The following is a 24,298-nucleotide window of genomic DNA, read 5'->3' as shown; positions in this document are numbered from 1 at the left end:
AACTTGTAACTTGTTGTTATGCAAAAAAAGGATGAAATATATGAGAGCACGCAAAAAAACAGTAAAAAACACAATTATAATAATTGTTATAGTAACCATGATTGTAAACTTGTTTTTTGGAATATCTTTTGACAGCAGAGAAGTAATGGCAGCAGATTCGTTTGAGACAAGTATTAAAGGTTTTCCTGACAGTTATAAACCATATTTAAGGAAGCTTCACAAAAAATATCCTAAGTGGAAATTTGTTCCTTATAATACGGGAATCAATTTTAATACTGCAGTGGAAAATGAATTAAAAGATGACAGAAGCTTAATTGAAAAAAGTTACAGCAAGTATTTAAAGTCTACAGAACCCGGAGACTATAATGCTTCTACAGGAGCTTATATAGCAAAAGACGGTAGTAGTTGGGTAACAGCCTCAAAGGTAGCCGTCCAGTATTTTATGGATCCGAGAAACTTTTTAAATGATACGCATATTTATCAGTTTGAAAAATTAGCATACGATTCAACACAGACTGCAAGTGGAGTGGAGGCAGTTTTAGAAGGCTCTTTTATGTACAAAACAAACATTGGTTATTTAACAACTGCTGGCAAATACAAGTCAACAGATGTTAAATATTCATCAAAAATTATAGAAGCTGCAAAAGGAAGTAAGGTAAGTGCTTATTATATTGCCTCAAAAATACTTCAGGAAGTTGGTTCAAAGAAGAATTCAAAATATGCAGGTATGGGAGCAAGTGGTAGTGTTAATGGAGAGTATTCTTCTAAGTACAAGGGAATTTATAATTTCTATAACATTGGGGCTTACACAAGTTCTAATCCAATAGCTAACGGACTGGCATGGGCAAGCTCTGGTAATACATATAATAGAAAGTGGAAAGCACCGGGAAAATCTATTATAGGTGGAGCAGAATATATAGGAGAAAAATACATTAATGCTGGTCAGTACACTACATACTTCCAAAGATTTAATGTAAATAAAAACTCTACATACGGTTTATACCAGCACCAGTATATGACTAATATTTACGGAGCAGCTTCAGAAGCAGCACTTGGAAGTGATGCTTATAATGAGATGGGTGTCACAAAACTTGCTTTAACTTTTGTAATTCCTGTTTACACGAATATGCCATCTACAAGTGCCAAGGTAACAATAGGTAGCAGTTCAAAACAAGGGACGGTTATCTCAACAGTTAATTTAAGACAGGGTGCAGGCACTAATACAAATACATTAACAACTTTAAGTAAGAATACAAATGTTACAATATTAGAAGGTGTAAGAACAAGTAATCTGTTTGGCTCATCTTGGTTAAGTAACCCATACTGGTATAAAGTAAAATGTGTGAAAAATAACAAGACTTACACAGGCTATATTGCAGCATCTTATTTGAATGTTCACAGTGAAAAGTCAATTTCAAAAGGTGCTAAATACAAGTTACCGGTGTCAGTTACAAAAGGTCAGAGTGTTTATTATATGAGTGACAATCCGGCAGTTGTAAAGGTTGACCAGTCAGGTTATGCTACAGCATTAAAGAAAGGCACAACAACAGTTAGAGCTTATACGGCAGCAGGCAATATGAGTGCTATGACAATAACTGTTGGACAATCCTATAAACCTTCAAAGCCTGTAGTTTCAGGTAGCTCAAAGAATTACAATTCTGTTACTGTTAAATGGAATGCTCAGAATAATATCAATGGATATTATTTATATAGAAAAAACGCAGCAGGAAAGTATGTTATAATAGCAAAGCCTAAGGGAAATGTTAACAGTTATGTGGACACAAATCTTGTATCAGGTACAGTATATAGCTACAAGGTAAAAGCCTATAGAACTGTATCAGGCAAGAAACACAAAAGTGCAAAATCAAAAGCAGTAACCATAAAACCAATACCTTCAAAGGTAAAAAAGCCAACTGTTGCTAAGCAGGGCAAAACTTTGAAAGTTACATGGAAAAAGGTAGCTGGTGCAAGTGGTTATGTTATTTACAGGTCGACAGCAGCAAAGGGACCATTTACAAGAATAGCAGTTAAATCCGCTAACAATGTAAATTGCGTTGATAAAAATGTTCAGGACAAAAAGACATATTTTTATAAGGTTGCTGCATATAGAACAGTTGGAAACAAGAAGATTTATGGAAAAAAATCAACAAAAAGGAAAATTATAAATTAAAAATAACTAGGAGGCAAAATGATTAATTTTATTGTGTGTGGTTTAGAAGGCACATTAATAGATGAAAATAATAAAACAATTTCAGAAGAAACAATTGACTTAATCGCTACACTGTTAGAAAATGATTTTAAATTTGCTGTAGCAACAGGGTTAAATTACAATCTTGTTAAACCATTATTTGGAAAAATACAGGATGATATTATTTATATTTGTAATGATGGTGGCGTGATTTTTCAGGGAGAAAAAGTAATAAGCAAGACAACAATTGACCGTCTTGTTTGTTTAGATGTACTTATTGAAATGGAAAAAGATGAATATAATAATGATATTCGTTTGGTTTTTTCAAATGAGAAAGATACAGCTATAAAAACTCATGATTACGAGTTTCTCAAATACTTAAATAACAAAGGGATTGAGCCTGAACATATTGATGACTTAAAAGAATTAAATGGAGATGTTACAAAGATTACATTATGCTCAAAAGATGGATTTGATGAAAAAAGCTTTGAGAAGATTTACAAAAGATGGTCTGCAAAAGCCAATGTATCAATTTCATCTCCTAATGAAATGTTTATAACAGGACAATATGTAACTAAAGGTATGGCAATAGCCTTAATTCAGCACTTTTATGAAATATCAGAAGAAGACACAGTTGTGTTTGGAACAGGTTTTACTGATATAGACATGTTTGAACATTGTTTTTACAGCTATGCAATGCAATGGGCAGATTCTCAGGTAAGACATGCGGCAAAACATATTACGGAAAGTGTTGATACTATTTTGGAAGATATTATGAGAATGTAAAACATAAATAGAGACTGGCAGGAAGGAAGAAAAAATGAATTTTTCAAAATTGAAAAAAATTGCAGCTACAGGAATTGCAGTTACATTAACCGCATCATTTTTAACAGGTTGCGGCATAAAAAGTGACACATTCATATTAGGAAAAATCTTTGGATTAAGCAGTGATGAAATTTTTAAAATAGATGACTTAACATGTTCTAAAAGTGAATACAAATTGATTTTTATGAACTATGTAAACAAATATAAAAAGGACTTTGGCGGAAAAGTTGACTGGAATGCAAAAGTGGACAAGGACACAACGTTAAAAGATTTCGTTATGGAAAAAGTTAAAGAAGACATGACTGTTAAGTATACAATTGCAGCCATGGCAGACTCAGAGGGTATCAAAATAGATAAAGATGACATGCGTTCAATTAATGATGTGGCAGACAAGTTTTATAATTCATTAAGTCAAAGTGAATTGGAATACACAGACGCGGATTTGGATACAGCAACAGTATTGTACAGAAATTATTATTTGGCGGACAAGGTTTACAACAGAGTTACCGAGAAGGTAGATGAGACTGTAAGTGAAGAAGATGCAAGAGTAATAAAAATACAGTACATTCGTATGTCATCAGATAATACAGCCCCTGATACAATCCAAAAGAAGTTACGTTCCATTGCTAAAAAAGTTAAAAAAGGAACTGCAAACTTCGAAAAGGAAGCAAAGCAGATAAGCGAAGATGACTCAGCTACAAAAGTTATAAAGAAAAATGAAGCTACAACAACATTGGAAAAAGAAGCCTTTAACGTTAATAAAAATCAGACCAGTGAAATTATTAATGACGGAAATGATTATTACCTGATTTACTGCGTTGATAATTATATGAAAGATGAGACAGCTAAGAACAAGGAAGATATCATCAAGAAGCAAAAAAAGGCACTATTCCAGAAAGAATATAACAGTTTCCTAAAGGACAGCAGTTATGATTTTAATACGTCAGAATGGGAAGATATTGTCCCTGAAGATATAAAAGATTTAAAATCATCAAACTTCTTTAGTTTGTATGGAGATATTTAGTCGTATAATATTAAGCTATAAAAGAACATAATACAAGGAAGATTTAGTTTACAGTATTTGTTTAGCAATTGGTGTTATATGTCTTATAATGATAAAAATAGCAAATAGAATGGAACCGTAAAATGAGGGCAGTTGATATACCATTGATTAATAAATTTAAGATGGAATTTATTGCAAGTTTGATTCATTAAAATTTATAAAAAAGAAGTTTTGTTTAACAAATAAATTTGTTAAGCAAAACTTCTTTTTTTATGGTTTTTTATTGATATTAACGATAATTATTCATTATCACTTTCATCGCTAATTTCAACAGGTTTAGCTACCTGAATTTTCTTTACAGTACCCTTTGAAAACTTAGCTAAAATCTTATCTTTGAAAGTTAAGCCAAGGAATACAAGAAGTGAAAGAAGACTGATTAAAATACCACTTCCAAGTCCCTGAGGTTTATACTTAAATGTTACTTCATGTGTACCTGAATCTACTAAGACACCAATTTGAGCACCATCACAAATAGGTGTAATTGCACTTTCTACACCGTCAACATATACGCTCCAACCTTTGTCGTAAGGAATAGAAGTATACATAATACCCTGTTCTTCTGAAGTTACTGTACCTGTAATTTTTGTATCACTGTATTCTGATACAGTGTATGGATTTGCATTTAATAATTGGTAATCATATGACCAGGCATCGTTATCAAATGCGTATGCATAACAACTACTAATTGCCTGATTATCGCTGGCTGTAATTGTGATTTTTGAGCCAGGTGTTACATTTCCTAAATGACAGATATAATTCTGGTTTGTAGAAGAAAATGTCTTTGTTGTAGTAGATGTCTGTGTACCGTTCTGGTTTTCCATAATGCTACCGTCTGTAACTGTAGCAGTTAATGTTTCTGATGATGTTACACAGAAGAAGTATACATCCATTGTTTTCTCGTCTATTGAAGGAGTAAATTTGTCGCCTTTTTCTAAACTGTATTCAGCACTAAATTTACCGACTTCAGATGATGTAAGCTGGTGGAAAATGTTCTTGCCATCATTTACAGCAGACTTAATGAAATTATTCTGTGTAGCAAATGGATTGCCTGTATTCTTTTTCCAACTAGCTTCTGTATTTAGATTCATCATAAATCCAAGTGGAAGAGTCTGATTATATTTGTATAATTTAAGTGAACTCTGTCCGTTAACAGTTTTATATGACTGCTGACTTAGTAAAGTCATATAATTTGGCAAAGTAGGATTTCCTGTTGTATATTCATATTTCACTGCAGATAAAGCAGCAGTAAGAGGAGTATGACCATAATATGAATATGCGTTAAATGATGTCTGTAATCCAATCTCATCATAATAATCCTGCATAGCTGCTGATGCTACAGAAGAGAATGTTGAAATACTGTTGTACCCAAATCTTGCACCATCATTTCTTGTTGCATGGTATTCGCCTTCTGTTCTAAAGAAGTTGTAATTGTCTTTCTTTGCATCGCTTTTGGCTACTTCGTTAAGTTTATCATAAGCTTCTGTTGCTTCATAGTAGCCGCTTCTAGAAGAAGTACTTGGAATACTTGTAACAGTCATGTTAAGAGTCAATTCACAGAATACAAGTAGAACAAGTAAATATGTGAAAAACGCTTTCATGTCACGATATTTTCTGAAACAGAAGAAGATTACAAGGTATGCACCAATAAACAAAATGCTTAAGTAAGCAATTTGTGTCATGTTTGTACTAATATCTAAATCTGTAAATAATTCTGAACTTTTGAAAATTTCTTCAAAAAGTAAAATTAAACCAACAGATACTCCTGCCGAACCGATAATGTGTACCGGCTTAAATTCCCTAATATGAGTAAATGCTTCATATCCCATAGTTACAATTAAGAAAATATATAAGAATGATTCTCTACAAGGTAAACTATTTGGAAAATGTAAACCATGCCAAATATAGTTTGGAATATTGAAACTAAAACTTAATAACATAATAACAGCAATAACTGTTTTTCCGATACGTTCTTTTTTACTAATTTTTTTGCATAACCAAAATAGTGGTATTAAAATAAACATTGCAACACCACAATAGATGTTAGGATCATGTGGGTATTTCAAATCAGCTATTGGAACACAAATAAGTGATCTAAATAGCATATACATCATTGAAAAATATTCTTCCAAAGCTTCAGGGAATGATGTGTCTGCTGACTTAGTAATAAGCATGTTAAAATACTCAGGAAGAATAATGCAAGCAGCAAGCCCACCACCTAAAACTGAATATATTGCAAAATCCTTTAAAGCTAAAAGTCTTGCTTTTAAAGCACCGATTTCACTGTCAAAATCAGATACACAAAGAAGATATACAAAATATATTACACTGTAAAGACAAAGCATAATACCAATGTAGTAGTTAGAAAAAATACCAAAGGCGAGAGCTAAACAGTACATCTTGTATCTTTTTTGTGTTACTAATCTTTCAAGACCTAATATAATAAATGGAAGAATCCACATACAGTCAAGCCACATAATATTCCAGCTAAATGCTGCAAAATATGCTGACAATGCGTAAAACATACCAAAGATTACAGTGTTAATGTTTTTTGACTTAAATCTTTTTGAAAGATAGTAAGTTGTAGCAAAGCCTGCAAGTCCCATTTTCAAAATAATTGAAAAGTTTACAAAATCAGCCATGTTTGTAGGCCAGAGAATTGTAAGTAAGTTAAATGGGCTGGATAAATAGTAGGCTGCAATTGCCACAAAGTTCATACCGGCACCAATTTCCCATGTGTAGAATAGGCTACCACCGCTTTGAAGTTTCTTTTGAAGTATTTCCAAATAAGGTGTGTACTGATGATAGCAGTCGCTTCGTAAGTACATTTCATCACCAAATGGGAAAACTCCCTTCACTGCGTAAACGACAAGCATTGATACTACCGGAATAAGAAATGCCAGTAAGTATAATCGGTTGTTGTCAAACCATGTTTTTAATGAAAAATTATGCTGTTTTTTGGATTTCATTATGAGTCCCCTTTCTGTTGTTAAAAATAAATAATATACTAAACACATAATTTAATATTATCGTAATAATCATTGCGATTAGTTTTGCTAAATATTTGTTACCGTTAATTAGCTTTTCGTTAATCAGCAGAATAATTTCAGTCATAATTAAAGTAGCAAATCTAACATAAGCAAATCGCATAAATTCTGCAAATACTTCAGTAAATCCGTGAGTTTTACTTTTAAAAACCCAGAGTTTATTAGTAGTATAAGCAAAAACAATGGCACAAATGGTAGATATTATATTAGAAATCAGTGCAGTACATCCATAGGAAGTTATTAATGAAAAAATGCCTATGTCAATAATGAAAGTACCGGCACCAAAAAAAATATAGTATACCATTTCGTAGCTTAACAAGCCTATAATTAAAGACTGTAATTTTTTGTTACTAACATGTGCCAACAAAAATTCCCTTAACCTAATTATAGTTTCTTTCATTTGTCTGTTGTCCTTTTAAATTATAAATGGTTTTCAATAGTTTAATTTGTTTATATTTTTAGACTTTTATGGGCTAGGGCAAATTAGTCCATATCCTATTTATTTTACTATAAATTGCCATTAGTGTAAATAAAAACAAACATAATAGACAAAAATGCAAAATGTATGGATATAAAAATAATATAATTGACCCAGTTTTAAAAATATTTTATAATGTATAGTAATTATGGAAACGTTTCCAAGAAAGAAATAATATTACTATTCAAATTAAAAATTATAAATGTACGGAGGTTAATATAATGGAAAGAAAGTGGTGGCACAACAAAGTTGCATATCAGATTTATCCTAAGAGCTTTAATGACACAAATGGTGATGGAATTGGTGATATTAAAGGCATAATTGACAAGCTGGATTATTTAAAGGAATTAGGCATTGATATTATATGGATTTCTCCAATATATCAGTCTCCTTTTGTAGATCAGGGCTATGATATTTCGGATTATTACAGAATAGATGAAAAGTTTGGCACAATGGAAGATTTTGACACATTACTTGAAGAAGCAAAAAGCAGGGATATGCACATTGTTATGGACTTGGTTATTAATCATTGTTCAGATAAACATCAATGGTTTAAGAAGGCATTAGAGAATCCAGCAGGAAAATATGGAGATTACTTTTATTTTAGAAAAGGAAAAGACGGTAATCCGCCAAGCAACTATCGCTCATACTTTGGTGGAAGTGCCTGGGAAAAGGTTGAAGGTACGGATTTATATTATTTACATATGTTTGCAAAAGAACAGCCGGACTTAAACTGGTACAACAAAGAAGTTTTAGATGAACTTTATAAAATGATAAACTGGTGGCTTGATAAGGGTGTTTCAGGCTTTAGAATTGATGCCATTATTAACATTGCAAAAGATTTGAATTTTGAAAATCTTGAGCCTGACGGTGAAGACGGACTGGTACATGCTGGCAAGGTGGCAGAGCACGCAACAGGCATTGGTAGCATGCTTGAAAATTTAAAGAAAAATACTTTTGAAAAACACGATGCGTTTACAGTAGGTGAAGTGTTTAACATGAAAAAAGATGAACTGGGAGAATTTATCGGAGAAAACGGTCACTTCTCATCTATGTTTGATTTTTCAGCTCAGTGTTTGTCTTTTGGTGGACATGGCTGGTATGATGCACCTGATTTTACATTTAAACAATATAGAAATGCTATTTTTAATGCTCAAAAAGAAAGTGAAAATGTTGGCTTTTTGTCAAACATAATTGAAAACCATGACGAGCCAAGAGGGGCAAGCAGATATCTCCCTGAACATGCAAGAAATGCCCAAGGCACCAAAATGCTTGGGACAATTATTGTTTTGTTACGTGGAATTCCTTTCATATATCAGGGACAGGAAATAGGCATGACTAATACAAGATTTGAAGACATATCTGAATATGATGATATTAACACAATAAATGAATATAATTTGGCAATTGAAGCAGGCAAAACAAAAGAAGAGGCAATGGATATTTGTTACAAACACAGTAGGGATAATGGAAGAACTCCTATGCAGTGGTCAGATGAAAAAAATGCAGGATTTACAACAGGTACACCATGGCTTAAAGTTAATCCGCTGTATGCACAGTGTAACGTAAGGGAGCAGGAAAAAGACAATAATTCTGTTTTGAATTACTATAAGAAGTTAATAGCATTAAGAAAAAATGAAAAATATGCAGATTTATTTGTTTACGGGAAAACAACTCCGATTTTTATGGACAAAGATAATGTTTTTGCATACAAGCGTGTGTTTGAAGGTAAAGAGATACTTGTAGTTGCCAATTTTGGTCAGGAAGATATTACTTTAGAAATGGAAAAAGAATATCAGGTACTTCTCAATAATATGGAAGAATGTGAGATGGCAAATAATAAGTTAGTAATAAAAAGCACTCAGGCGTTGGTATTGAAATAAGAAACCCAAATCTTAACATTAGATAATAAAACCACATTTAAGATTATATAAAAAGAAACCCACATTTAAGATTAGAAATTAATCATTAGATGTGGGTTTTCTTTGCTTACAATCTATAAATTACAATTCATAAATTAGTAAGTTATATAAAAATTAATTATTTCTGAAGTCCGTTTTCTTTCTTCATCATAGCTCTAACCTTTAGTGGTAAGCCAAATAATGTGATGAATCCTTCAGCATCATGGTGGTCATATAAATCACCTGTTGTAAATGATGCAAGGCTTTCACTGTATAATGAATATGGAGAAGTAGTTCCGGCTTTGATGATGTTTCCTTTGTAAAGTTTGAATTTAACTTCACCTGTAACGTATTCCTGTGTTGATTCAACAAATGCCTGGATAGCTTCACGAAGTGGTGTAAACCATTTTCCTTCGTAAACAATCTGAGCTAATTTGTTGCCCATGTCTTTCTTTGTTTCCATTGTGGCACGATCAAGAACTAATTCTTCAAGCTGTCTGTGAGCTTCCATAAGAATTGTTCCACCTGGAGTTTCATAAACACCACGAGACTTCATACCAACAACACGGTTTTCAACAATATCAATAATACCAATACCATGTTTTCCACCAAGTCTGTTTAATTCACGAACAATGTCAGATACTTTCATTTTTTTACCATTAACAGATGTTGGAACACCCTTTTCAAATGTCATTGTTACATATTCACCTTCGTCAGGAGCCTTTTCTGGAGAAACACCTAACATTAAAAGATGTTCATAGTTTGGTTCGTTTGCAGGATTTTCTAATTCTAATCCTTCATGACTAATGTGCCATAAGTTTCTGTCACGGCTGTAGCTCTGGTCTGTACCAAATGGAAGATCAATTCCATGAGCCTTACAATATTCAATTTCAGCTTCTCTTGAGTCCATGTTCCATTTGTCATCTCTCCAAGGAGCGATAATCTTAATGTCAGGAGCAAGAGCCTTAATTCCAAGTTCGAAACGAATCTGGTCATTACCTTTTCCTGTAGCACCATGACAAATTGCTACAGCATCTTCTTTTCTTGCAATTTCAACTAATTTCTTAGCAATACCAGGTCTAGCCATAGCAGTACCAAGTAAATATTTATTTTCATAAACTGCATCTGCCTGTACACAAGGTACAATGTAGTCATCACAAAACTCATCTGTAATGTCTTCAATGTATAATTTTGCAGCACCTGAATATTTAGCTCTTTCTTCAAGACCATCTAATTCTTCGCCCTGTCCACAGTTGATGCAACAGCAAACAACATCATAATTATAATTTTCTTTTAGCCAAGGGATGATAGCAGTTGTATCAAGACCACCTGAATAAGCTAAAATAACTTTTTCCTTTGCCATAATATTAATCCTCCATATAATATATATTCTTTCCACGAGCTACTATACATCAATAATGCATAAAATGCAAGAAAAAATATAAATTAATGTATAATTATGCATAAAACTCAAAGAAAACTTGCATATTATACATAATAGGTGTATAATTTCTACATTGCAGTAAAATCCCTTGTGTTTTATGTAATATAATTATAAAATTAAACAGGTCCATAAATACCATATTTTATGGCTGAAAAACACTATTAACACATAATGAAATGAATAGCTTCATTATTATAAAATGAATAGGTTCAATATTATATTTCATTATTATAATAGGTTAGATTAATAGATTTGACTGCTTATATATAGGAGGAAATTATGATTAAGGTTGGAATTATTGGCTCTACAGGATATGCAGGAGTAGAAATTGTAAGATTAATTATGCAGCATAAAGAAGCTGAAGTTGTATGGTTTGGCTCAAGAAGTTATGTTGATCAGGATTACGCATCAGTATTTAGAAATATGTTTCAGATTGTTGATGCAAAATGTTTAGAAGATAATATGGAAGAATTAGCAGAAGCTGTAGATGTTATTTTTACAGCAACACCACAGGGCTTATGTGGTTCATTAGTTAATGAAGAAATATTAAATAAGGTAAAAATTATAGATTTAAGTGCAGACTTTAGAATTAAAGATGTTGCAATTTACGAAAAATGGTATGGCATCAAACACCAAAGCCCACAGTTTATAGAAGAAGCTGTATATGGACTTTGCGAAATTAATAGAGACAAAGTAAAAGGTGCAAGAATTATTGCAAATCCGGGTTGCTATACAACATGCAGTATTCTTTCAATTTACCCAATGGTAAAAGAAGGCTTAATTGATCCTAAGTCAATTATTGTTGATGCAAAATCAGGAACTTCAGGTGCAGGCCGTGGAGCAAAAGTTCCAAACTTATTCTGCGAAGTGAATGAAAACATCAAAGCATACGGTGTAACAACACACAGACACACACCTGAAATTGAAGAACAGTTAAGCTATGCAGCAGGAGAGGAAGTAATGATTAACTTTACTCCACATTTAGTACCAATGCAAAGAGGAATATTAGTAACTGCATATGCTAATTTAAAGAAGCCTGTTTCTTATGAAGAAGTAAAGGCAGCCTACGACAAATACTACGGAGACGAATTCTTCATCAGAGTATTAAATAAAGACGAAACACCTGAAACACGTTGGGTTGAAGGCAGTAACTTCGTTGATGTAGGCTTCAAGATTGATGAAAGAACAAACAGAATTGTAATGATGGGAGCTCTTGATAACTTAATCAAAGGAGCAGCCGGTCAGGCAGTTCAAAACATGAACATACTATTTGGATTAAAAGAAACAGAAGGCCTTGAACAGGTACCAATGTTCCCATAGAACATAATTAAGTTTCATTTCAGATGGATAACATCTTGTTGTAGAAGGAATTGAAGTTGAAAATTTTTAGGAGGAAAACAATGAAAGTAATAGATGGCGGCGTTACAGCTGCAAAAGGCTTTAGTGCATACGGTCTTAGAGTCGGCATTAAAGAAGGTAATACAGAAAAGAAAGACATGGCTATGATTTATAGTAAAGAACCATGCGTTGCAGCAGGTACTTTTACAACAAATCAGGTTAAAGCTGCCCCTGTAAAATGGGACAGTAATATAGTAGAAAACAGTGATTTTGTACATGCCGTAGTTTGCAACAGCGGAGTGGCAAATGCATGCACAGGGACTGAAGGAATGAAATATTGCGAAGACATGGCAGAAGCTACAGCTAAGGCTTTAAATGTAGGTAAAGATGAAGTATTAGTTGCATCAACAGGTGTAATTGGTGCCCAGCTTCCTATGGATAAAATCACAAAAGGCATTGAAATGCTTGTGCCTGAATTAAATGACACAGTTGACGGCGGTCATAATGCAGCATTAGCCATTATGACAACAGATACAGTTCCAAAGGAAATTGCCTACGAAGTAGAAATCGGTGGTAAGAAATGTACTATTGGTGGCATGTGCAAAGGTTCAGGAATGATTCATCCTAATATGTGTACAATGTTAGGGTTTATTACTACAGATATTAATATTTCAAAGGAACTTTTAACAGAGGCTTTGAAAGAAGACATTAAGGATACATTTAACATGATTTCTGTTGATGGAGATACTTCAACAAACGACACTGTTTTATTGTTATCAAACGGTTTATCAGGTAATGACAAAATTACAGAAAAAAATGACGATTACTATAAATTTGTAGAAGCATTACATAATGTTAATGTATTTTTGTCAAAGAAAATTGCTGGTGATGGCGAAGGGGCAACAGCTTTATTTGAAGTGAAAATCGTTAACGGAAGTTCTAAAGAACAGGCAGTTACACTTGCAAAATCAGTTATTACATCAAGTTTAACAAAGGCTGCTATTTACGGACATGATGCTAACTGGGGAAGAATTTTATGTGCTCTTGGTTATTCAAGTGCAAAAATTAATCCTGACACAGTAGATATTTATTTTGAAAGTAAAGCAGGTAAGTTAAAGATAGTTGAAAATGGAATGGCAACAGATTACAGCGAAGAAAAAGCTACAGAAATTTTGTCAGAAAACTATGTTACAGCTATATGTGACATGAAAATGGGAGAGGCAGAAGCTACAGCCTGGGGCTGTGATTTAACACATGAATATGTAAGCATTAACGCTGACTACAGAAGTTAAAAATAAAAAATATAATTATAGTGTCAAAATGTTTTATCAACTTGTGCTTATACAATATTGAAAAAAGACATTGAGCCACAACAGGACTGATAATAAATATGCAGATTAGGTAAAGAAAAGGAGAGAGAAGCTATGATAATGAAGGGACAGCAGCAACTTGATATGGATAAATGGATTGAAAAAGGAGATGTTCTTATTGAAGCATTACCTTATATCCAAAGATTTAACAGAAAAATTATTGTTGTAAAATATGGCGGTAGTGCAATGCTTGATGAAAACTTTATGAAGAGTGTTATTCAGGATATTACACTTCTTAAATTAGTAGGTTTTAAACCTATTATTGTTCATGGAGGCGGTAAGGCAATCAGCCGTCATATTGACAGACTTGGAATGGACACTAAGTTTATTAACGGACTTAGAGTAACAGATGAGGACACATTAGAAGCTGCTGAAATGGTTCTTAACAGTGTAAATAAGAAATTAGTTCAGATAGTAGAACAGTTAGGCGTTCGTGCCATTGGTATTAGTGGTAAAGACGGTAGACTTCTCACTGTAAAGAAAAAATTATCAGAGGGCGAAGATATTGGATATGTAGGTGAAGTTACACACGTTAATGAAGATATACTTCTTGAATTACTTGAAGATGATTTCTTACCAATTGTATGTCCTATTGGTTTAGATGAAGATTTCCATGGCTATAACATTAATGCTGATGATGCTGCAAGTGCTATTGCAGAGGCAGTAAAGGCTGAAAAACTTGCGTTTTTAACAGACACTGAAGGTGTTTATATGGATAAAGATGACAGCAGTACGGTAATTTCTGAAATGACAGTTTCAGAAGCAGAAAAGTTAATTGAAGACGGCATAATCGCAGGTGGTATGTTACCAAAGATTAGAAACTGTATGGATGCAATAAACAATGGTGTCTCAAGAGTTCATATCCTTGACGGAAGAATCCCTCATAGTATTCTTTTGGAAATCTTTACAAACAAGGGTGTTGGAACAGCAATTTTAGGCGATGAACAGACAAAATTCTTTAATGAATAATTTAGATTAAAAGAAAGGTTTTTGGTAAAAATATGAAAGATACAGAGTATATGGACAAGGCAGAACAATATTTTGTACATACTTATAATAGATTTAAAGTAGTTATTGATAAAGCAGAAGGGGCTTATATTTATGATGTAAATGGAAAGAAATATTTAGATTTTGCATCAGGAATTGGCGTATGTAGTTTAGGCTATGGCAATGAAGTTTACAAAGAAGCCTTAAAGACTCAGATTGACAAAATAACTCATACATCTAATTTATTTTACAATATACCATCTATAGAAGCTGCTGAAAAAATTGTTAAGGCAGCAGGGCTTGAAAAAGTGTTCTTTACAAACAGTGGTGCAGAAGCTATTGAAGGTGCTTTAAAAATGGCAAAACGATATGCTTATGACAGAGACGGTCATGCAAATCATGAAGTGATTGCAATGAATCATTCTTTCCATGGTAGAACAATGGGTTCATTGGCACTTACAGGAAATGAACATTATCAGAAACCTTTTGGGCCTATGATTGGTGGCATTAAATTTGCAGAATATAATAATTTAGACAGTGTAAAAGAATTAGTAAATGATAAAACCTGTGCAATTATTTTAGAACCATTACAGGGTGAAGGTGGAATTTATCCTGCAACAAAAGAATTTATTGAAGGCATAAGAGAGTTATGTACAGAAAAAGACATAATTATGATTTGTGACGAAGTGCAGTGTGGTATGGGTAGAACCGGAAAAATGTTTGCTTTCCAAAATTATGATGTAGTACCGGATATTATTGCTTCAGCAAAAGGACTTGGCTGTGGTGTACCTGTAGGTGCATTTATTGCCGGCAAGAAATGCTGTAACTCTTTAGTTCCAGGCGACCATGGAACAACGTATGGTGGCAATCCATTAGCAACACAGGCTGTATCAACAGTCCTTGATATTTATGAAAAAGAAAATGTTTTAGATAACGTAAAAGTTGTTGGTGCATATTTAGAAGAGCAGTTAGACAAAATTGTAGAAGATTTCGACAACGTAAAAGGAAGACGTGGAAAAGGCATGATGCAGGGACTTGTTCTTGAGACACCTGTAGGCGATACAATTGCAAAAGCAATTGAAAACGGACTTTTTGTTATATCAGCAGGGGGAAATGTTCTTAGAATGTTGCCACCGCTTATTATAACAAAAGAGCAGGTTGACGAAATGATTACTATTTTACGTAAATGTTTATAAAATTATAATTTGACTGATTTAGCAATCTGGTGGCAGGTTTGTGTCACCGGGTTGCTTTTTCTTTGTTAAATTGAATTGTTTTTACAAAAATTGCAATATTGTAAAAAAAGTTTTGTTTTTTGTAAAAACTGTGATAAAATTTTACATAGACTTTACATTAGATTGTTATGGTGGTTTACGGAAAACTTATAAATTTATATGATTAAAATGAACTATGTTCAGATAATAAAATTTATGGGAGAAAGAAAATGTATGTATTAATTACACAATTGCTTAGTGGATTGGCACTATTCCTTTTTGGAATGAAGTATATGAGCGACAGCTTACAGCAGGCGGCAGGTGGTAGGTTAAGAACCATTTTGGACCGTTGTACAAGAAATAAATATATAGCTGTTGTATGTGGTGCTTTATTCACAGCGTTTATCCAGTCATCCGGTGCAACAACCGTTATGGAAGTTGGTTTTGTTAATGCCGGTATCATGACTTTGGAACAATCTGTAGGAATTACATTTGGTGCGAACATTGGTACAACAATTACATCACAGCTTGTTTCATTGAAACTTACAGCAGTGGCACCATTTATTATTTTCATTGGTGCGGCAATATTATCATTTTGTAAGAAACCAATGTTAAAGAAAATCGCAGCCGTTATTTTTGGTTTCGGTTCATTATTCTTAGGAATTAATTTTATGACAGAAGCACTTCATGGAATTAAGGAAATACCTGAATTAATGAATGTGTTTGGATATTTAACTAACCCAATAATATCAGTGCTTGTAGGATTGATTTTTACATCAATTCTTCAGAGTTCATCAGTAACAGTCAGTGTGCTTGTATTGTTGGCAGGTTCAAATATTATTATTGATCCGGTAACAGGTGGAACAGATTATCTTGCATGTTTATATTTTATTTTAGGTGCAAATATTGGTTCATGTATGCCAGCGGTTATGGCAGCAATGAATGCAAACCGAAAAGCAAAAAGAACAGCTTTTATCCATGTAATGTTTAATGTTGTAGGATTAGTTGTAATTGGTGCTATTTTAATCTTTGCTTCAGAACCAATTGTTAATTTGATTAATTCAATTAGTGGAACAGATAAGCGTTTTGTAGCAAATGCAGATACAATATTTAAGGTATTCCAGTGTATTATTTTATTACCATGTTCTAACTTACTTGTTAAGTTATCCAAGAAGGTTATTCATTCTAAACCTGGTGAAGAGCAGGATGAAGACGAGATGGTATTAAAGTATATTAGAAAATCAGGTCTTACAAACCCAACTACTGTTGTGGTTGAAGTTGTTCAGGAAATTCAGCGTATGGCTGACATGGTTAAGATTAACTTAGAAGAATCATCAAAAGCCTTAATTGACAAGGAATTTTCAACATATAAGGAAGTATACGCCAGAGAAAAATATATAGACTTTTTAAGTCATGGTATTACTGAATACATGGTTGATGCTAACAGATACGGTTTACCACTTAAGGATAAAGAAAGATTAGGTGGACTTTTCCATGTAGTAATTGACGTTGAAAGAATCGGCGACCATGCAGTTAATATTATGGATGATGCCTTGAAAGAGAAGAATCAGAAAATCGAGTTTTCTAAAGAAGGCAGAGACGAAATGCTTACTATGTATGGGAAAGTTATGGATATATACGAGAAGGCAGTTGAAATCTTTGTAAATGAAGATAAATCAAAATTTGATGAAGTTGACCGTTTAGAAGATGTTATAGATCAGATGAAAATTGATTGTCAGGAAGGTCATGTTAAGAGAATGGCAGCCGGAAAATGCTCAATTGAATCAGGACTTGTGTTTACTGATTTAGTAATTGGTTACGAAAGAATTGCAGATCATGCTGTAAATATTGCATTTTCTATTTTACCTGAAAAGAAAATAAACTAGAAAAGACACTAACGAAAATGGGCATGGAAACGTGCCCATTTTTTTCGATAAGGAGAAAATACATGCAGAAAATATATATAGTTGAAGATGACAAGAATATAGCTGAAATTGAAGAGTTTGCATTGAAAAATTCAGGCTTTGAAGTTTATACATTTTCAAATGCCAAGGATTTCGATAAAAAAATGGAAAATAAATATCCGGATTTAATTATTATGGATATTATGCTTCCTGACAGAGATGGCTTATCCCTTGTAAAAGATTTAAGGGAACATCCTGAAACAGCTTCCATACCGGTTATTATGGTTACTGCCAAATCATCTGAAATGGACAAAGTAAAAGGTCTTGACCAGGGAGCGGATGACTACATGACAAAGCCTTTTGGTGTAATGGAGCTTATTTCAAGAGTAAAGGCAATGCTTAGAAGAGCTAATCTTTCTGTTGAAACATCACTGGAATTTGAGGGGATTGTTCTTAATGATGCAAAACATAAGGTAACTGTAGATGGTAAGCAGTGTGATTTAACATATAAGGAGTTTGAATTATTAAAATACCTTATGCAAAATTCGGGTATTGTCCTTCAAAGAGGCAGAATCCTTGACAGAGTATGGGGAATTGATTACGAAGGAGAATCAAGAACTTTAGACATGCACATTAAGACTTTAAGAAAGAAATTAGGTGACAAGGGTGCATTAGTTCAAACTGTTAGAAATGTTGGTTACACTTTAAATTATAAAAAGGAAAAGTAGATATACCTGTAATAATTAAAGTGGTAGAATGTGAACAGGTGAAAAATTAGTTCTATACGGAATCATAAACAATATTTAATTACAACAGTGTATAGAAAAAGAGGATAAGATGAAAAGAAAAATCTATATTAGAATGACATTAGTATCAGTAATAATGATGCTTTTTACAATGAGTGTTACAGTGTTTACCTTTTATAATTTGTTTAGTGAACAGGTTATGGAAGATTTGAAAACACACGTCCATATTCTTAATACAACAGAAGCTGTTCTGCAGTATGTTGAAAAAGATTTTGATCCCAAGATTGATAATTTAAGAATAACGGTTATTGATACAAAGGGCGACGTTTTATACGACAGTAATGCAGATATTGGAACTATGGATAACCATGTAAACCGACCTGAAATTAAAGAGGCATTAGAGCATGGACATGGTGAGGCAACAAGAAAGTCTGATACCTTAGACAAGACAACCTACTACTATGCCGAGAAGCTGGAGAATGGTCAGATTCTTCGTGTGGCAAAAGAAGTAGTAAGTGTCTGGCAGTTTATTTTTAAGATTTTACCAATATTAATAATGGAACTTCTATTGGTAGCAATAATCTGTTTTATCGTATCAAAGCTTCTTGCAAAGAGATTGGTAGAACCCATAGAACAGCTTGCTCAAAATATGGATGAGGAAGAAGTAACAGAAACTTACGAGGAAATTAAGCCGTTTTTAAATAAGATACACAGTCAGCATAAAGCCTTGAAAAAGAGTGCTAATATGAGACAGGATTTTACGGCAAACGTTTCTCATGAATTAAAAACACCTTTGGCATCAATTTCAGGCTACGCAGAGTTGATTGAAACAGGTATGGCAAAGGAAGAGGATATATGTAGATTTGCCGGTGAAATTCATAAGAGCTCATTAAGACTGTTGTCTTTGATTAATGATATTATTGAACTTTCAGAACTTGATGTTATGAATGGTCAAATGTCAAAAACTAAAGTAAGTCTTACAGATGAAGCGGTTAATTGTGTGGAAATACTTCAAATGAATGCAGAAAAGCATAATGTTAATATTTCATTGGATAAGTGTGAAGATGGCTGTGTAATTGATGCAAATCAGGATATGATACAGGAAATTATTTATAATCTTTGTGATAATGCTATTAGATACAACAAGCCGGAAGGAAATGTTTGGGTATCAGTATTCAGAGAGAAAGACAACATTATTCTTCAGGTTAGGGATAACGGTATTGGTATACCTGAAAAAGAGCAACAGCACATATTTGAAAGATTTTATCGTGTTGACAAGGCAAGGTCAAAGAAAACAGGTGGTACAGGTCTTGGACTTGCAATAGTAAAACATATAGCAGAACAACACAACGCAGAAATAAAAATAGAAAGTTATGTAAATGAAGGAACTACAATTTCTGTGATTTTTTAACTGAAAAGAAAAAGTGATGTCGCCCCATTCCTGCATTGCGTTAAGAATAGGTCCCATGGTCTTTGAAGAAGATTTCTTAAATTGCATAAAAGTTACATATTTGGAAATCCTAAAGAAAAAGTTTTTTAGGAGGAAGTTATGTGGGGATTTATTATTGCATTAATATCAGGTGCGTTAATGAGTATACAAGGGGTTTTTAATACGGGAATAACAAAAAGCAGCAGTATGTGGGCAGCGAATTCGTGGGTTCAGCTAACTGCTTTTTTAGTTTGCGTAATTGCATGGTTTGTTACAGGAAAACAAAATATAATGGGGATGTTTCATGTTGAAAATAAGTACATGCTTTTAGGAGGCGTTATAGGTGCTTTTATAACAATGACAGTTATAAAAAGCATGAACAATCTAGGTCCGGCTAAGGCTGTGCTTATTATTGTCATCTCTCAGATAATTGTTGCATATTTAATTGAGCTGTTCGGTCTGTTTGGCGTAGACAAAGCACCTTTCCAGTGGAGCAAATTGGTTGGTGCCTTAGTTGCAATTGTGGGAATTTTTATTTTTCACAGGTAATTCAATTTTAAAATTGTTAAAAAAGTCAGTTGATAAGTATTGTTTATTTTTGTACAATTAGAATAGCGTTCATAGGGAAGCTCCGAAAGGAGAATGAATGGCAAATAAAATAATTATTATGATAACAGTTGTACTTGCAACATGTTCTTTTTTTGTTGGCTGTGGAAAGGATAATTCGGTGCAATTATCCGGTGAAAGTTCTAACGAAAGTGTGTTAGAATCAGGTAGCAAAAAAAAGGAAACAAAAAATGATAATATATACGTATATGTTAACGGACAGGTTAAGTATCCGGGTGTGTATAAATTGAAGAATGGTGACAGAGCTTATAAGGCAATTAAGAAAGCCGGCGGTTTAACGAAGAATGCTAAGAAAAACAACATTAATTTAGCAGAGACAGTTGTAGATGCTCAAAATATTTATGTAATGTCTAAGAAAGAATACAAAAAGAGTCTTTCAAAGAAAAGCATATCTGGTGAAACTAATGATAGTTTAAGCGAAAATCAGGATACAAATAGCAGTCTGATTAACATAAATACGGCGAGCGAAAGTGAATTAACCAAGTTGCCGGGAATTGGAAACTCAAAGGCGGCAGCAATTATAGAATATAGAGAAGAGAATGGTAATTTTTCTTCAAAAGAAGACATTAAAAATGTATCAGGTATAGGCGACTCAACCTATTCCAATATTGAAGATTTAATTACCGTATAGGATATAGATAGTAGGAGAGAAATAAAATGAAGGCTTTAGTGGTAGATGATGAAAAGTTAATTGTTAAAGGACTGAAATTTAGTCTTGAGCAGGACGGATATGAAGTGGATTGTGCTTATGACGGACAGGAAGCCATAGATAAGGCAAGAGATAAAGAATATGACATTATGCTTTTAGATCTAATGTTACCTGTATTTGACGGGTATCAGGTATGTCAGCAGGTTAGGGAATTTTCAGATGTTCCAATAATTATGCTTACAGCAAAAGGCGAGGATATGGATAAGATTTTAGGACTTGAATATGGAGCAGATGATTATATCACTAAGCCTTTTAACATTCTTGAAGTGAAGGCAAGAATTAAGGCGATTATAAGACGTAACCGTAGAAAAACTCCTGCAGTACAGGAAGAACCAAAAGTAATTGTGTCAGGTAGCATGAGATTAGACATAGATGCAAAACGTCTGTACATAGATGAAAAGGAAATAAGACTTACTGTAAAAGAGTTTGATATTTTAAAACTTTTAGCTGAAAATCCCGGTAAAATTTATTCAAGAGAACAGTTGCTTACTTTAATTTGGGGGACAAAGTATCCGGGAGATGCGAGAACTGTAGATGTTAATGTAAGAAGATTAAGAGAAAAAATAGAAGAAAACCCTGCAAAACCAGAGTATGTTCATACAAAGTGGGGCATGGGTTATTACTTCCAGGGATAGAACAATGGAAAAACAGTGGTTAAAAAAAATAATTAATTTATTAAGAAGCTTAAGATTTAAGATATTTATATCGGTGTCTTTACTAATAATGATACCAACAATAATTGTTAGTATTGTATTGGTAAATTTATCGGTAGACGCTTACAGTGACAAGAAGATAGAACGATTTAAAATCAATAACTCCATGCTAAAAAACAGCATAGTAAGTGAGGGTTATTTAGAAAAAAATAACCAGTCGAAGGTTATAGAAACTCAAATAGCGCAGCTTGCAGGAGAACATAACTGTAGAGTACAGATTATTAACAGCCAGTATGTTATTGTTGAAGATACAGACAACAGTGCAGTTGGAAAAACAAGTGTTGCTGAGAATGTAATCAAGGCAATGGAGGGAAAAAGCATATTTATTAACAGCAAAAAAGGTAAATATGTTGAATTTGCCCAGCCTTTGATTATAAGCGTTAATGTTTCAAGTAATATAGTTAATAACAAGTCAAGCATTATAGGTGTTTTGTATATTAGATATTCTATGGAGGATGTACAAAGCTATAGAAAAACAGTTGACAGATTTGCAGCAATTGCAGATTCGTTAGTTGCTGTTTTTGCACTTATTATGGCATGGATTTGTTCGGTAGCGTTTAACAGACCGATTAAGGAAATGTACGGTTCAATTAAGAGAATTACACATGGTCATACACATGATGAAAATAAGAGTAAATATCCTGAAATAACGAAAATAACAGAAGATTTCTCTCATTATGTAGATAGAATGAAAGCACAAAATAAAACAAGACAGGAATTTGTTTCAAATGTTTCCCATGAGTTAAAGACACCGATTACATCAATGAAGGTGTTGGCAGAATCCTTAATTGGAAATCAGGGGATGCCTGAAGAATTATATCAGGAATTTTTAGGTGATATTTGTAAGGAAATTGACAGGGAAAATGACATTATAACCGATTTGTTAAGTTTGGTTAAAATGGAAAAGCCGGATGTAGAACTTAATATTTCAACTGTAAATATCAATGAAATATTAGAGACTGTATTAAAACGACTAAAACCTATTGCTGAAAATAAAAACATCGAGCTTGTATTTGAAAGTTTCAGACCAGTTATTGCCGATGTAGATGAGATAAAATTTGCAAGTGTTGCAACTAACTTAGTTGAAAATGCAATAAAATATAACAATACGGATGGGACGGTTACAGTTTCACTTAATTCAGACCATCAGTATTTTTACCTAAAGGTAATTGATACAGGTATTGGTATTGCAGAGGAAGATCAGGAAAGAGTATTTGAAAGATTCTTTAGAGTGGATAAGGCAAGAGCCAGAGAGACCGGTGGAACAGGTTTAGGTTTGGCTATTACAAAAGATATTGTTCTCAAGCATCATGGATCAATTAAGATTCATAGTAAAGAAGGAGAGGGAACAACATTTATTGTAAGAATTCCGCTTAAATATATTGTATAAGGGTGTAAAAATGAAAACTACAAGAATTTTAATTATTGCCATAATGTTAAGTATGGTTGCATCTTTGTTTGTTGCCTGTGGCAATAATGAAGAAAAGAAAAAATCAGGTTTGTCGGTTTACTACGTTTCAAAAAGTGAAAATACAGTTGTAACTGAACAACATAACCTGAAAAATAAAAGTACAATTCAAAGTATTGGTGAAATACTTGATTGCTTAACTACTCAGGGAAAAGAGCAGAATTATAAAAGTGCAATACCAAAAAGTGTAAAGGTAAACGGCTATGACTTTTTAGACGGAGTAGTGAAAATAGATTTTAGTAAGAAATATTATGACTTAAGTTCTAAAAGAGAACTGCTGCTTAGGTCTTCTGTTGTTTTAAGTCTTATACAGTTAAAGTCAGTTGAGTACGTTGCATTTACTGTAGAAGGAAAACCATGTACAGGAAAAGACGGAAAGTATTTAAATGCAATGAATGCTTCTGATTTTGTATCAGATTTAGGAAACAATAAGCAGGATAAACAGGATTTTATTTTATATTTTTCTAATGAAAAAGGGACAGCATTAAAAGAATATAAATTAAAAAATGTTAAATATGGAAATAAAACAAAGGAAAGATACATTGTTGAACAGTTGATTAAAGGTCCTTCCAGAAAAGGATTTGTAGGAACTTTGTCTTCCCAAATTAAGATATTAAGCGTTGTTACAGCGAACAGTATCTGTTATGTAGACTTTGACAGTAATTTCTTAACAGAACGAAATCAGGTGGCACCTAAAGTTGTTATTTATTCTATTGTTAATTCACTATCGGAACTTGATAAAGTTCATAAGGTTCAGATAAGTGTTAGAGGTGAAACTTCAATTAAGTACAATGAGGAAATTTCTTTAGAGCAGCCATTTATCAGAAATTTAGATTTAATTAAATAGAAG

The 24,298-nt window shown here is 33.1% G+C and carries 19 protein-coding genes; 16 read left to right on the top strand and 3 right to left on the bottom strand.

Going from position 1 to position 24,298, the window contains the following annotated elements:
• The first annotated feature begins 40 nt into the window (after positions 1–40).
• From ACZM4J_RS01255 to ACZM4J_RS01245, 3 genes are read left to right on the top strand one after another with little or no spacing between them, the layout of a single operon-like run.
• On the top strand, positions 41–2,170 hold the full coding sequence (locus tag ACZM4J_RS01255; RefSeq protein WP_022166000.1) for an SH3 domain-containing protein: 2,130 nt from the start codon (positions 41–43) through the stop codon (positions 2,168–2,170).
• An 18-nt stretch (positions 2,171–2,188) separates the two neighbouring features.
• Positions 2,189–2,974 carry an HAD-IIB family hydrolase gene (locus tag ACZM4J_RS01250; protein ID WP_117998856.1) on the top strand — a complete coding sequence of 262 codons (786 nt, stop codon included), beginning with the start codon at positions 2,189–2,191 and terminating at the stop codon, positions 2,972–2,974.
• 34 nt (positions 2,975–3,008) lie between these two features.
• The gene (locus tag ACZM4J_RS01245) at positions 3,009–4,037 is read left to right on the top strand and encodes a peptidylprolyl isomerase (protein WP_022164790.1); all 1,029 of its coding nucleotides are present in this window, start codon (positions 3,009–3,011) and stop codon (positions 4,035–4,037) included.
• Between the two features lie 278 nt (positions 4,038–4,315).
• Here ACZM4J_RS01245 and ACZM4J_RS01240 read toward each other — a convergent pair whose 3' ends face one another.
• On the bottom strand, positions 4,316–7,042 hold the full coding sequence (locus ACZM4J_RS01240) for a YfhO family protein (protein ID WP_022164791.1): 2,727 nt from the start codon (positions 7,040–7,042) through the stop codon (positions 4,316–4,318).
• Positions 7,020–7,520 carry a GtrA family protein gene (locus ACZM4J_RS01235; protein ID WP_022164792.1) on the bottom strand — a complete coding sequence of 167 codons (501 nt, stop codon included), beginning with the start codon at positions 7,518–7,520 and terminating at the stop codon, positions 7,020–7,022. The genes ACZM4J_RS01240 and ACZM4J_RS01235 overlap by 23 nt, the downstream gene beginning before the upstream one ends.
• Positions 7,521–7,819: 299 nt before the next feature.
• Between ACZM4J_RS01235 and ACZM4J_RS01230 the strand changes: the two genes are divergently transcribed.
• On the top strand, positions 7,820–9,481 hold the full coding sequence (locus tag ACZM4J_RS01230; protein WP_022164793.1) for a glycoside hydrolase family 13 protein: 1,662 nt from the start codon (positions 7,820–7,822) through the stop codon (positions 9,479–9,481).
• A 157-nt stretch (positions 9,482–9,638) separates the two neighbouring features.
• Here the strand turns inward: ACZM4J_RS01230 and ACZM4J_RS01225 are convergent, their stop codons facing one another.
• Complete coding sequence (locus ACZM4J_RS01225) at positions 9,639–10,862, bottom strand: argininosuccinate synthase (RefSeq protein WP_022164794.1); 1,224 nt, start codon at positions 10,860–10,862, stop codon at positions 9,639–9,641.
• A gap of 360 nt (positions 10,863–11,222) precedes the next feature.
• Here ACZM4J_RS01225 and argC point away from each other — a divergent pair, with 360 nt between their 5' ends.
• The 12 genes from argC to ACZM4J_RS01165 all read left to right on the top strand — a co-directional run bounded on the left by argC (position 11,223) and on the right by ACZM4J_RS01165 (position 24,295).
• The gene (gene argC / locus ACZM4J_RS01220) at positions 11,223–12,263 is read left to right on the top strand and encodes an N-acetyl-gamma-glutamyl-phosphate reductase (protein WP_022164795.1); all 1,041 of its coding nucleotides are present in this window, start codon (positions 11,223–11,225) and stop codon (positions 12,261–12,263) included.
• A gap of 80 nt (positions 12,264–12,343) precedes the next feature.
• Positions 12,344–13,573, top strand: coding sequence for a bifunctional glutamate N-acetyltransferase/amino-acid acetyltransferase ArgJ (gene argJ / locus ACZM4J_RS01215; protein ID WP_412334506.1), 1,230 nt, complete (start codon positions 12,344–12,346; stop codon positions 13,571–13,573).
• A gap of 132 nt (positions 13,574–13,705) precedes the next feature.
• The gene (gene argB, locus ACZM4J_RS01210) at positions 13,706–14,620 is read left to right on the top strand and encodes an acetylglutamate kinase (RefSeq protein WP_022164797.1); all 915 of its coding nucleotides are present in this window, start codon (positions 13,706–13,708) and stop codon (positions 14,618–14,620) included.
• Between the two features lie 32 nt (positions 14,621–14,652).
• The gene (locus ACZM4J_RS01205) at positions 14,653–15,834 is read left to right on the top strand and encodes an aspartate aminotransferase family protein (RefSeq protein ID WP_412622248.1); all 1,182 of its coding nucleotides are present in this window, start codon (positions 14,653–14,655) and stop codon (positions 15,832–15,834) included.
• A 248-nt stretch (positions 15,835–16,082) separates the two neighbouring features.
• A complete protein-coding gene (locus ACZM4J_RS01200) occupies positions 16,083–17,738 on the top strand; it encodes a Na/Pi cotransporter family protein (RefSeq protein ID WP_412622246.1) in 1,656 nt (551 codons plus the stop codon).
• A gap of 62 nt (positions 17,739–17,800) precedes the next feature.
• Entirely contained in the window at positions 17,801–18,484 is a 684-nt protein-coding gene (locus tag ACZM4J_RS01195; protein ID WP_022164799.1) for a response regulator transcription factor, read from the top strand.
• 109 nt (positions 18,485–18,593) lie between these two features.
• Positions 18,594–19,913 (top strand): sensor histidine kinase, encoded by a 1,320-nt coding sequence (locus tag ACZM4J_RS01190; RefSeq protein ID WP_022164800.1) that lies wholly within the window; start codon positions 18,594–18,596, stop codon positions 19,911–19,913.
• Between the two features lie 138 nt (positions 19,914–20,051).
• Positions 20,052–20,480, top strand: a complete 429-nt coding sequence (locus ACZM4J_RS01185) for a DMT family transporter (RefSeq protein ID WP_022164801.1) — start codon at positions 20,052–20,054, stop codon at positions 20,478–20,480.
• Positions 20,481–20,577: 97 nt separating this feature from the next.
• Positions 20,578–21,189 (top strand): helix-hairpin-helix domain-containing protein, encoded by a 612-nt coding sequence (locus ACZM4J_RS01180; protein WP_022164802.1) that lies wholly within the window; start codon positions 20,578–20,580, stop codon positions 21,187–21,189.
• Positions 21,190–21,215: 26 nt separating this feature from the next.
• Positions 21,216–21,902, top strand: a complete 687-nt coding sequence (locus tag ACZM4J_RS01175; RefSeq protein WP_022164803.1) for a response regulator transcription factor — start codon at positions 21,216–21,218, stop codon at positions 21,900–21,902.
• A 4-nt stretch (positions 21,903–21,906) separates the two neighbouring features.
• Positions 21,907–23,370, top strand: a complete 1,464-nt coding sequence (locus ACZM4J_RS01170) for a sensor histidine kinase (RefSeq protein WP_022164804.1) — start codon at positions 21,907–21,909, stop codon at positions 23,368–23,370.
• Between the two features lie 10 nt (positions 23,371–23,380).
• On the top strand, positions 23,381–24,295 hold the full coding sequence (locus tag ACZM4J_RS01165) for a GerMN domain-containing protein (RefSeq protein ID WP_022164805.1): 915 nt from the start codon (positions 23,381–23,383) through the stop codon (positions 24,293–24,295).
• Positions 24,296–24,298 lie beyond the last annotated feature (3 nt).

This window comes from Eubacterium sp. (assembly GCF_057858645.1).
This window is presented reverse-complemented; position numbering and strand designations above follow the sequence as displayed.

What these genes read in the sequence shown, in the direction of transcription:
- ACZM4J_RS01255 (WP_022166000.1), top strand. Translation starts at nt 41, where the DNA reads ATGAGAGCACGCAAAAAAACAGTAAAAAACACAATTATAATAATTGTT.
- ACZM4J_RS01250 (WP_117998856.1), top strand. Translation starts at nt 2,189, where the DNA reads ATGATTAATTTTATTGTGTGTGGTTTAGAAGGCACATTAATAGATGAA.
- ACZM4J_RS01245 (WP_022164790.1), top strand. Translation starts at nt 3,009, where the DNA reads ATGAATTTTTCAAAATTGAAAAAAATTGCAGCTACAGGAATTGCAGTT.
- ACZM4J_RS01240 (WP_022164791.1), bottom strand. Translation starts at nt 7,042, where the DNA reads ATGAAATCCAAAAAACAGCATAATTTTTCATTAAAAACATGGTTTGAC.
- ACZM4J_RS01235 (WP_022164792.1), bottom strand. Translation starts at nt 7,520, where the DNA reads ATGAAAGAAACTATAATTAGGTTAAGGGAATTTTTGTTGGCACATGTT.
- ACZM4J_RS01230 (WP_022164793.1), top strand. Translation starts at nt 7,820, where the DNA reads ATGGAAAGAAAGTGGTGGCACAACAAAGTTGCATATCAGATTTATCCT.
- ACZM4J_RS01225 (WP_022164794.1), bottom strand. Translation starts at nt 10,862, where the DNA reads ATGGCAAAGGAAAAAGTTATTTTAGCTTATTCAGGTGGTCTTGATACA.
- argC (WP_022164795.1), top strand. Translation starts at nt 11,223, where the DNA reads ATGATTAAGGTTGGAATTATTGGCTCTACAGGATATGCAGGAGTAGAA.
- argJ (WP_412334506.1), top strand. Translation starts at nt 12,344, where the DNA reads ATGAAAGTAATAGATGGCGGCGTTACAGCTGCAAAAGGCTTTAGTGCA.
- argB (WP_022164797.1), top strand. Translation starts at nt 13,706, where the DNA reads ATGATAATGAAGGGACAGCAGCAACTTGATATGGATAAATGGATTGAA.
- ACZM4J_RS01205 (WP_412622248.1), top strand. Translation starts at nt 14,653, where the DNA reads ATGAAAGATACAGAGTATATGGACAAGGCAGAACAATATTTTGTACAT.
- ACZM4J_RS01200 (WP_412622246.1), top strand. Translation starts at nt 16,083, where the DNA reads ATGTATGTATTAATTACACAATTGCTTAGTGGATTGGCACTATTCCTT.
- ACZM4J_RS01195 (WP_022164799.1), top strand. Translation starts at nt 17,801, where the DNA reads ATGCAGAAAATATATATAGTTGAAGATGACAAGAATATAGCTGAAATT.
- ACZM4J_RS01190 (WP_022164800.1), top strand. Translation starts at nt 18,594, where the DNA reads ATGAAAAGAAAAATCTATATTAGAATGACATTAGTATCAGTAATAATG.
- ACZM4J_RS01185 (WP_022164801.1), top strand. Translation starts at nt 20,052, where the DNA reads ATGTGGGGATTTATTATTGCATTAATATCAGGTGCGTTAATGAGTATA.
- ACZM4J_RS01180 (WP_022164802.1), top strand. Translation starts at nt 20,578, where the DNA reads ATGGCAAATAAAATAATTATTATGATAACAGTTGTACTTGCAACATGT.
- ACZM4J_RS01175 (WP_022164803.1), top strand. Translation starts at nt 21,216, where the DNA reads ATGAAGGCTTTAGTGGTAGATGATGAAAAGTTAATTGTTAAAGGACTG.
- ACZM4J_RS01170 (WP_022164804.1), top strand. Translation starts at nt 21,907, where the DNA reads ATGGAAAAACAGTGGTTAAAAAAAATAATTAATTTATTAAGAAGCTTA.
- ACZM4J_RS01165 (WP_022164805.1), top strand. Translation starts at nt 23,381, where the DNA reads ATGAAAACTACAAGAATTTTAATTATTGCCATAATGTTAAGTATGGTT.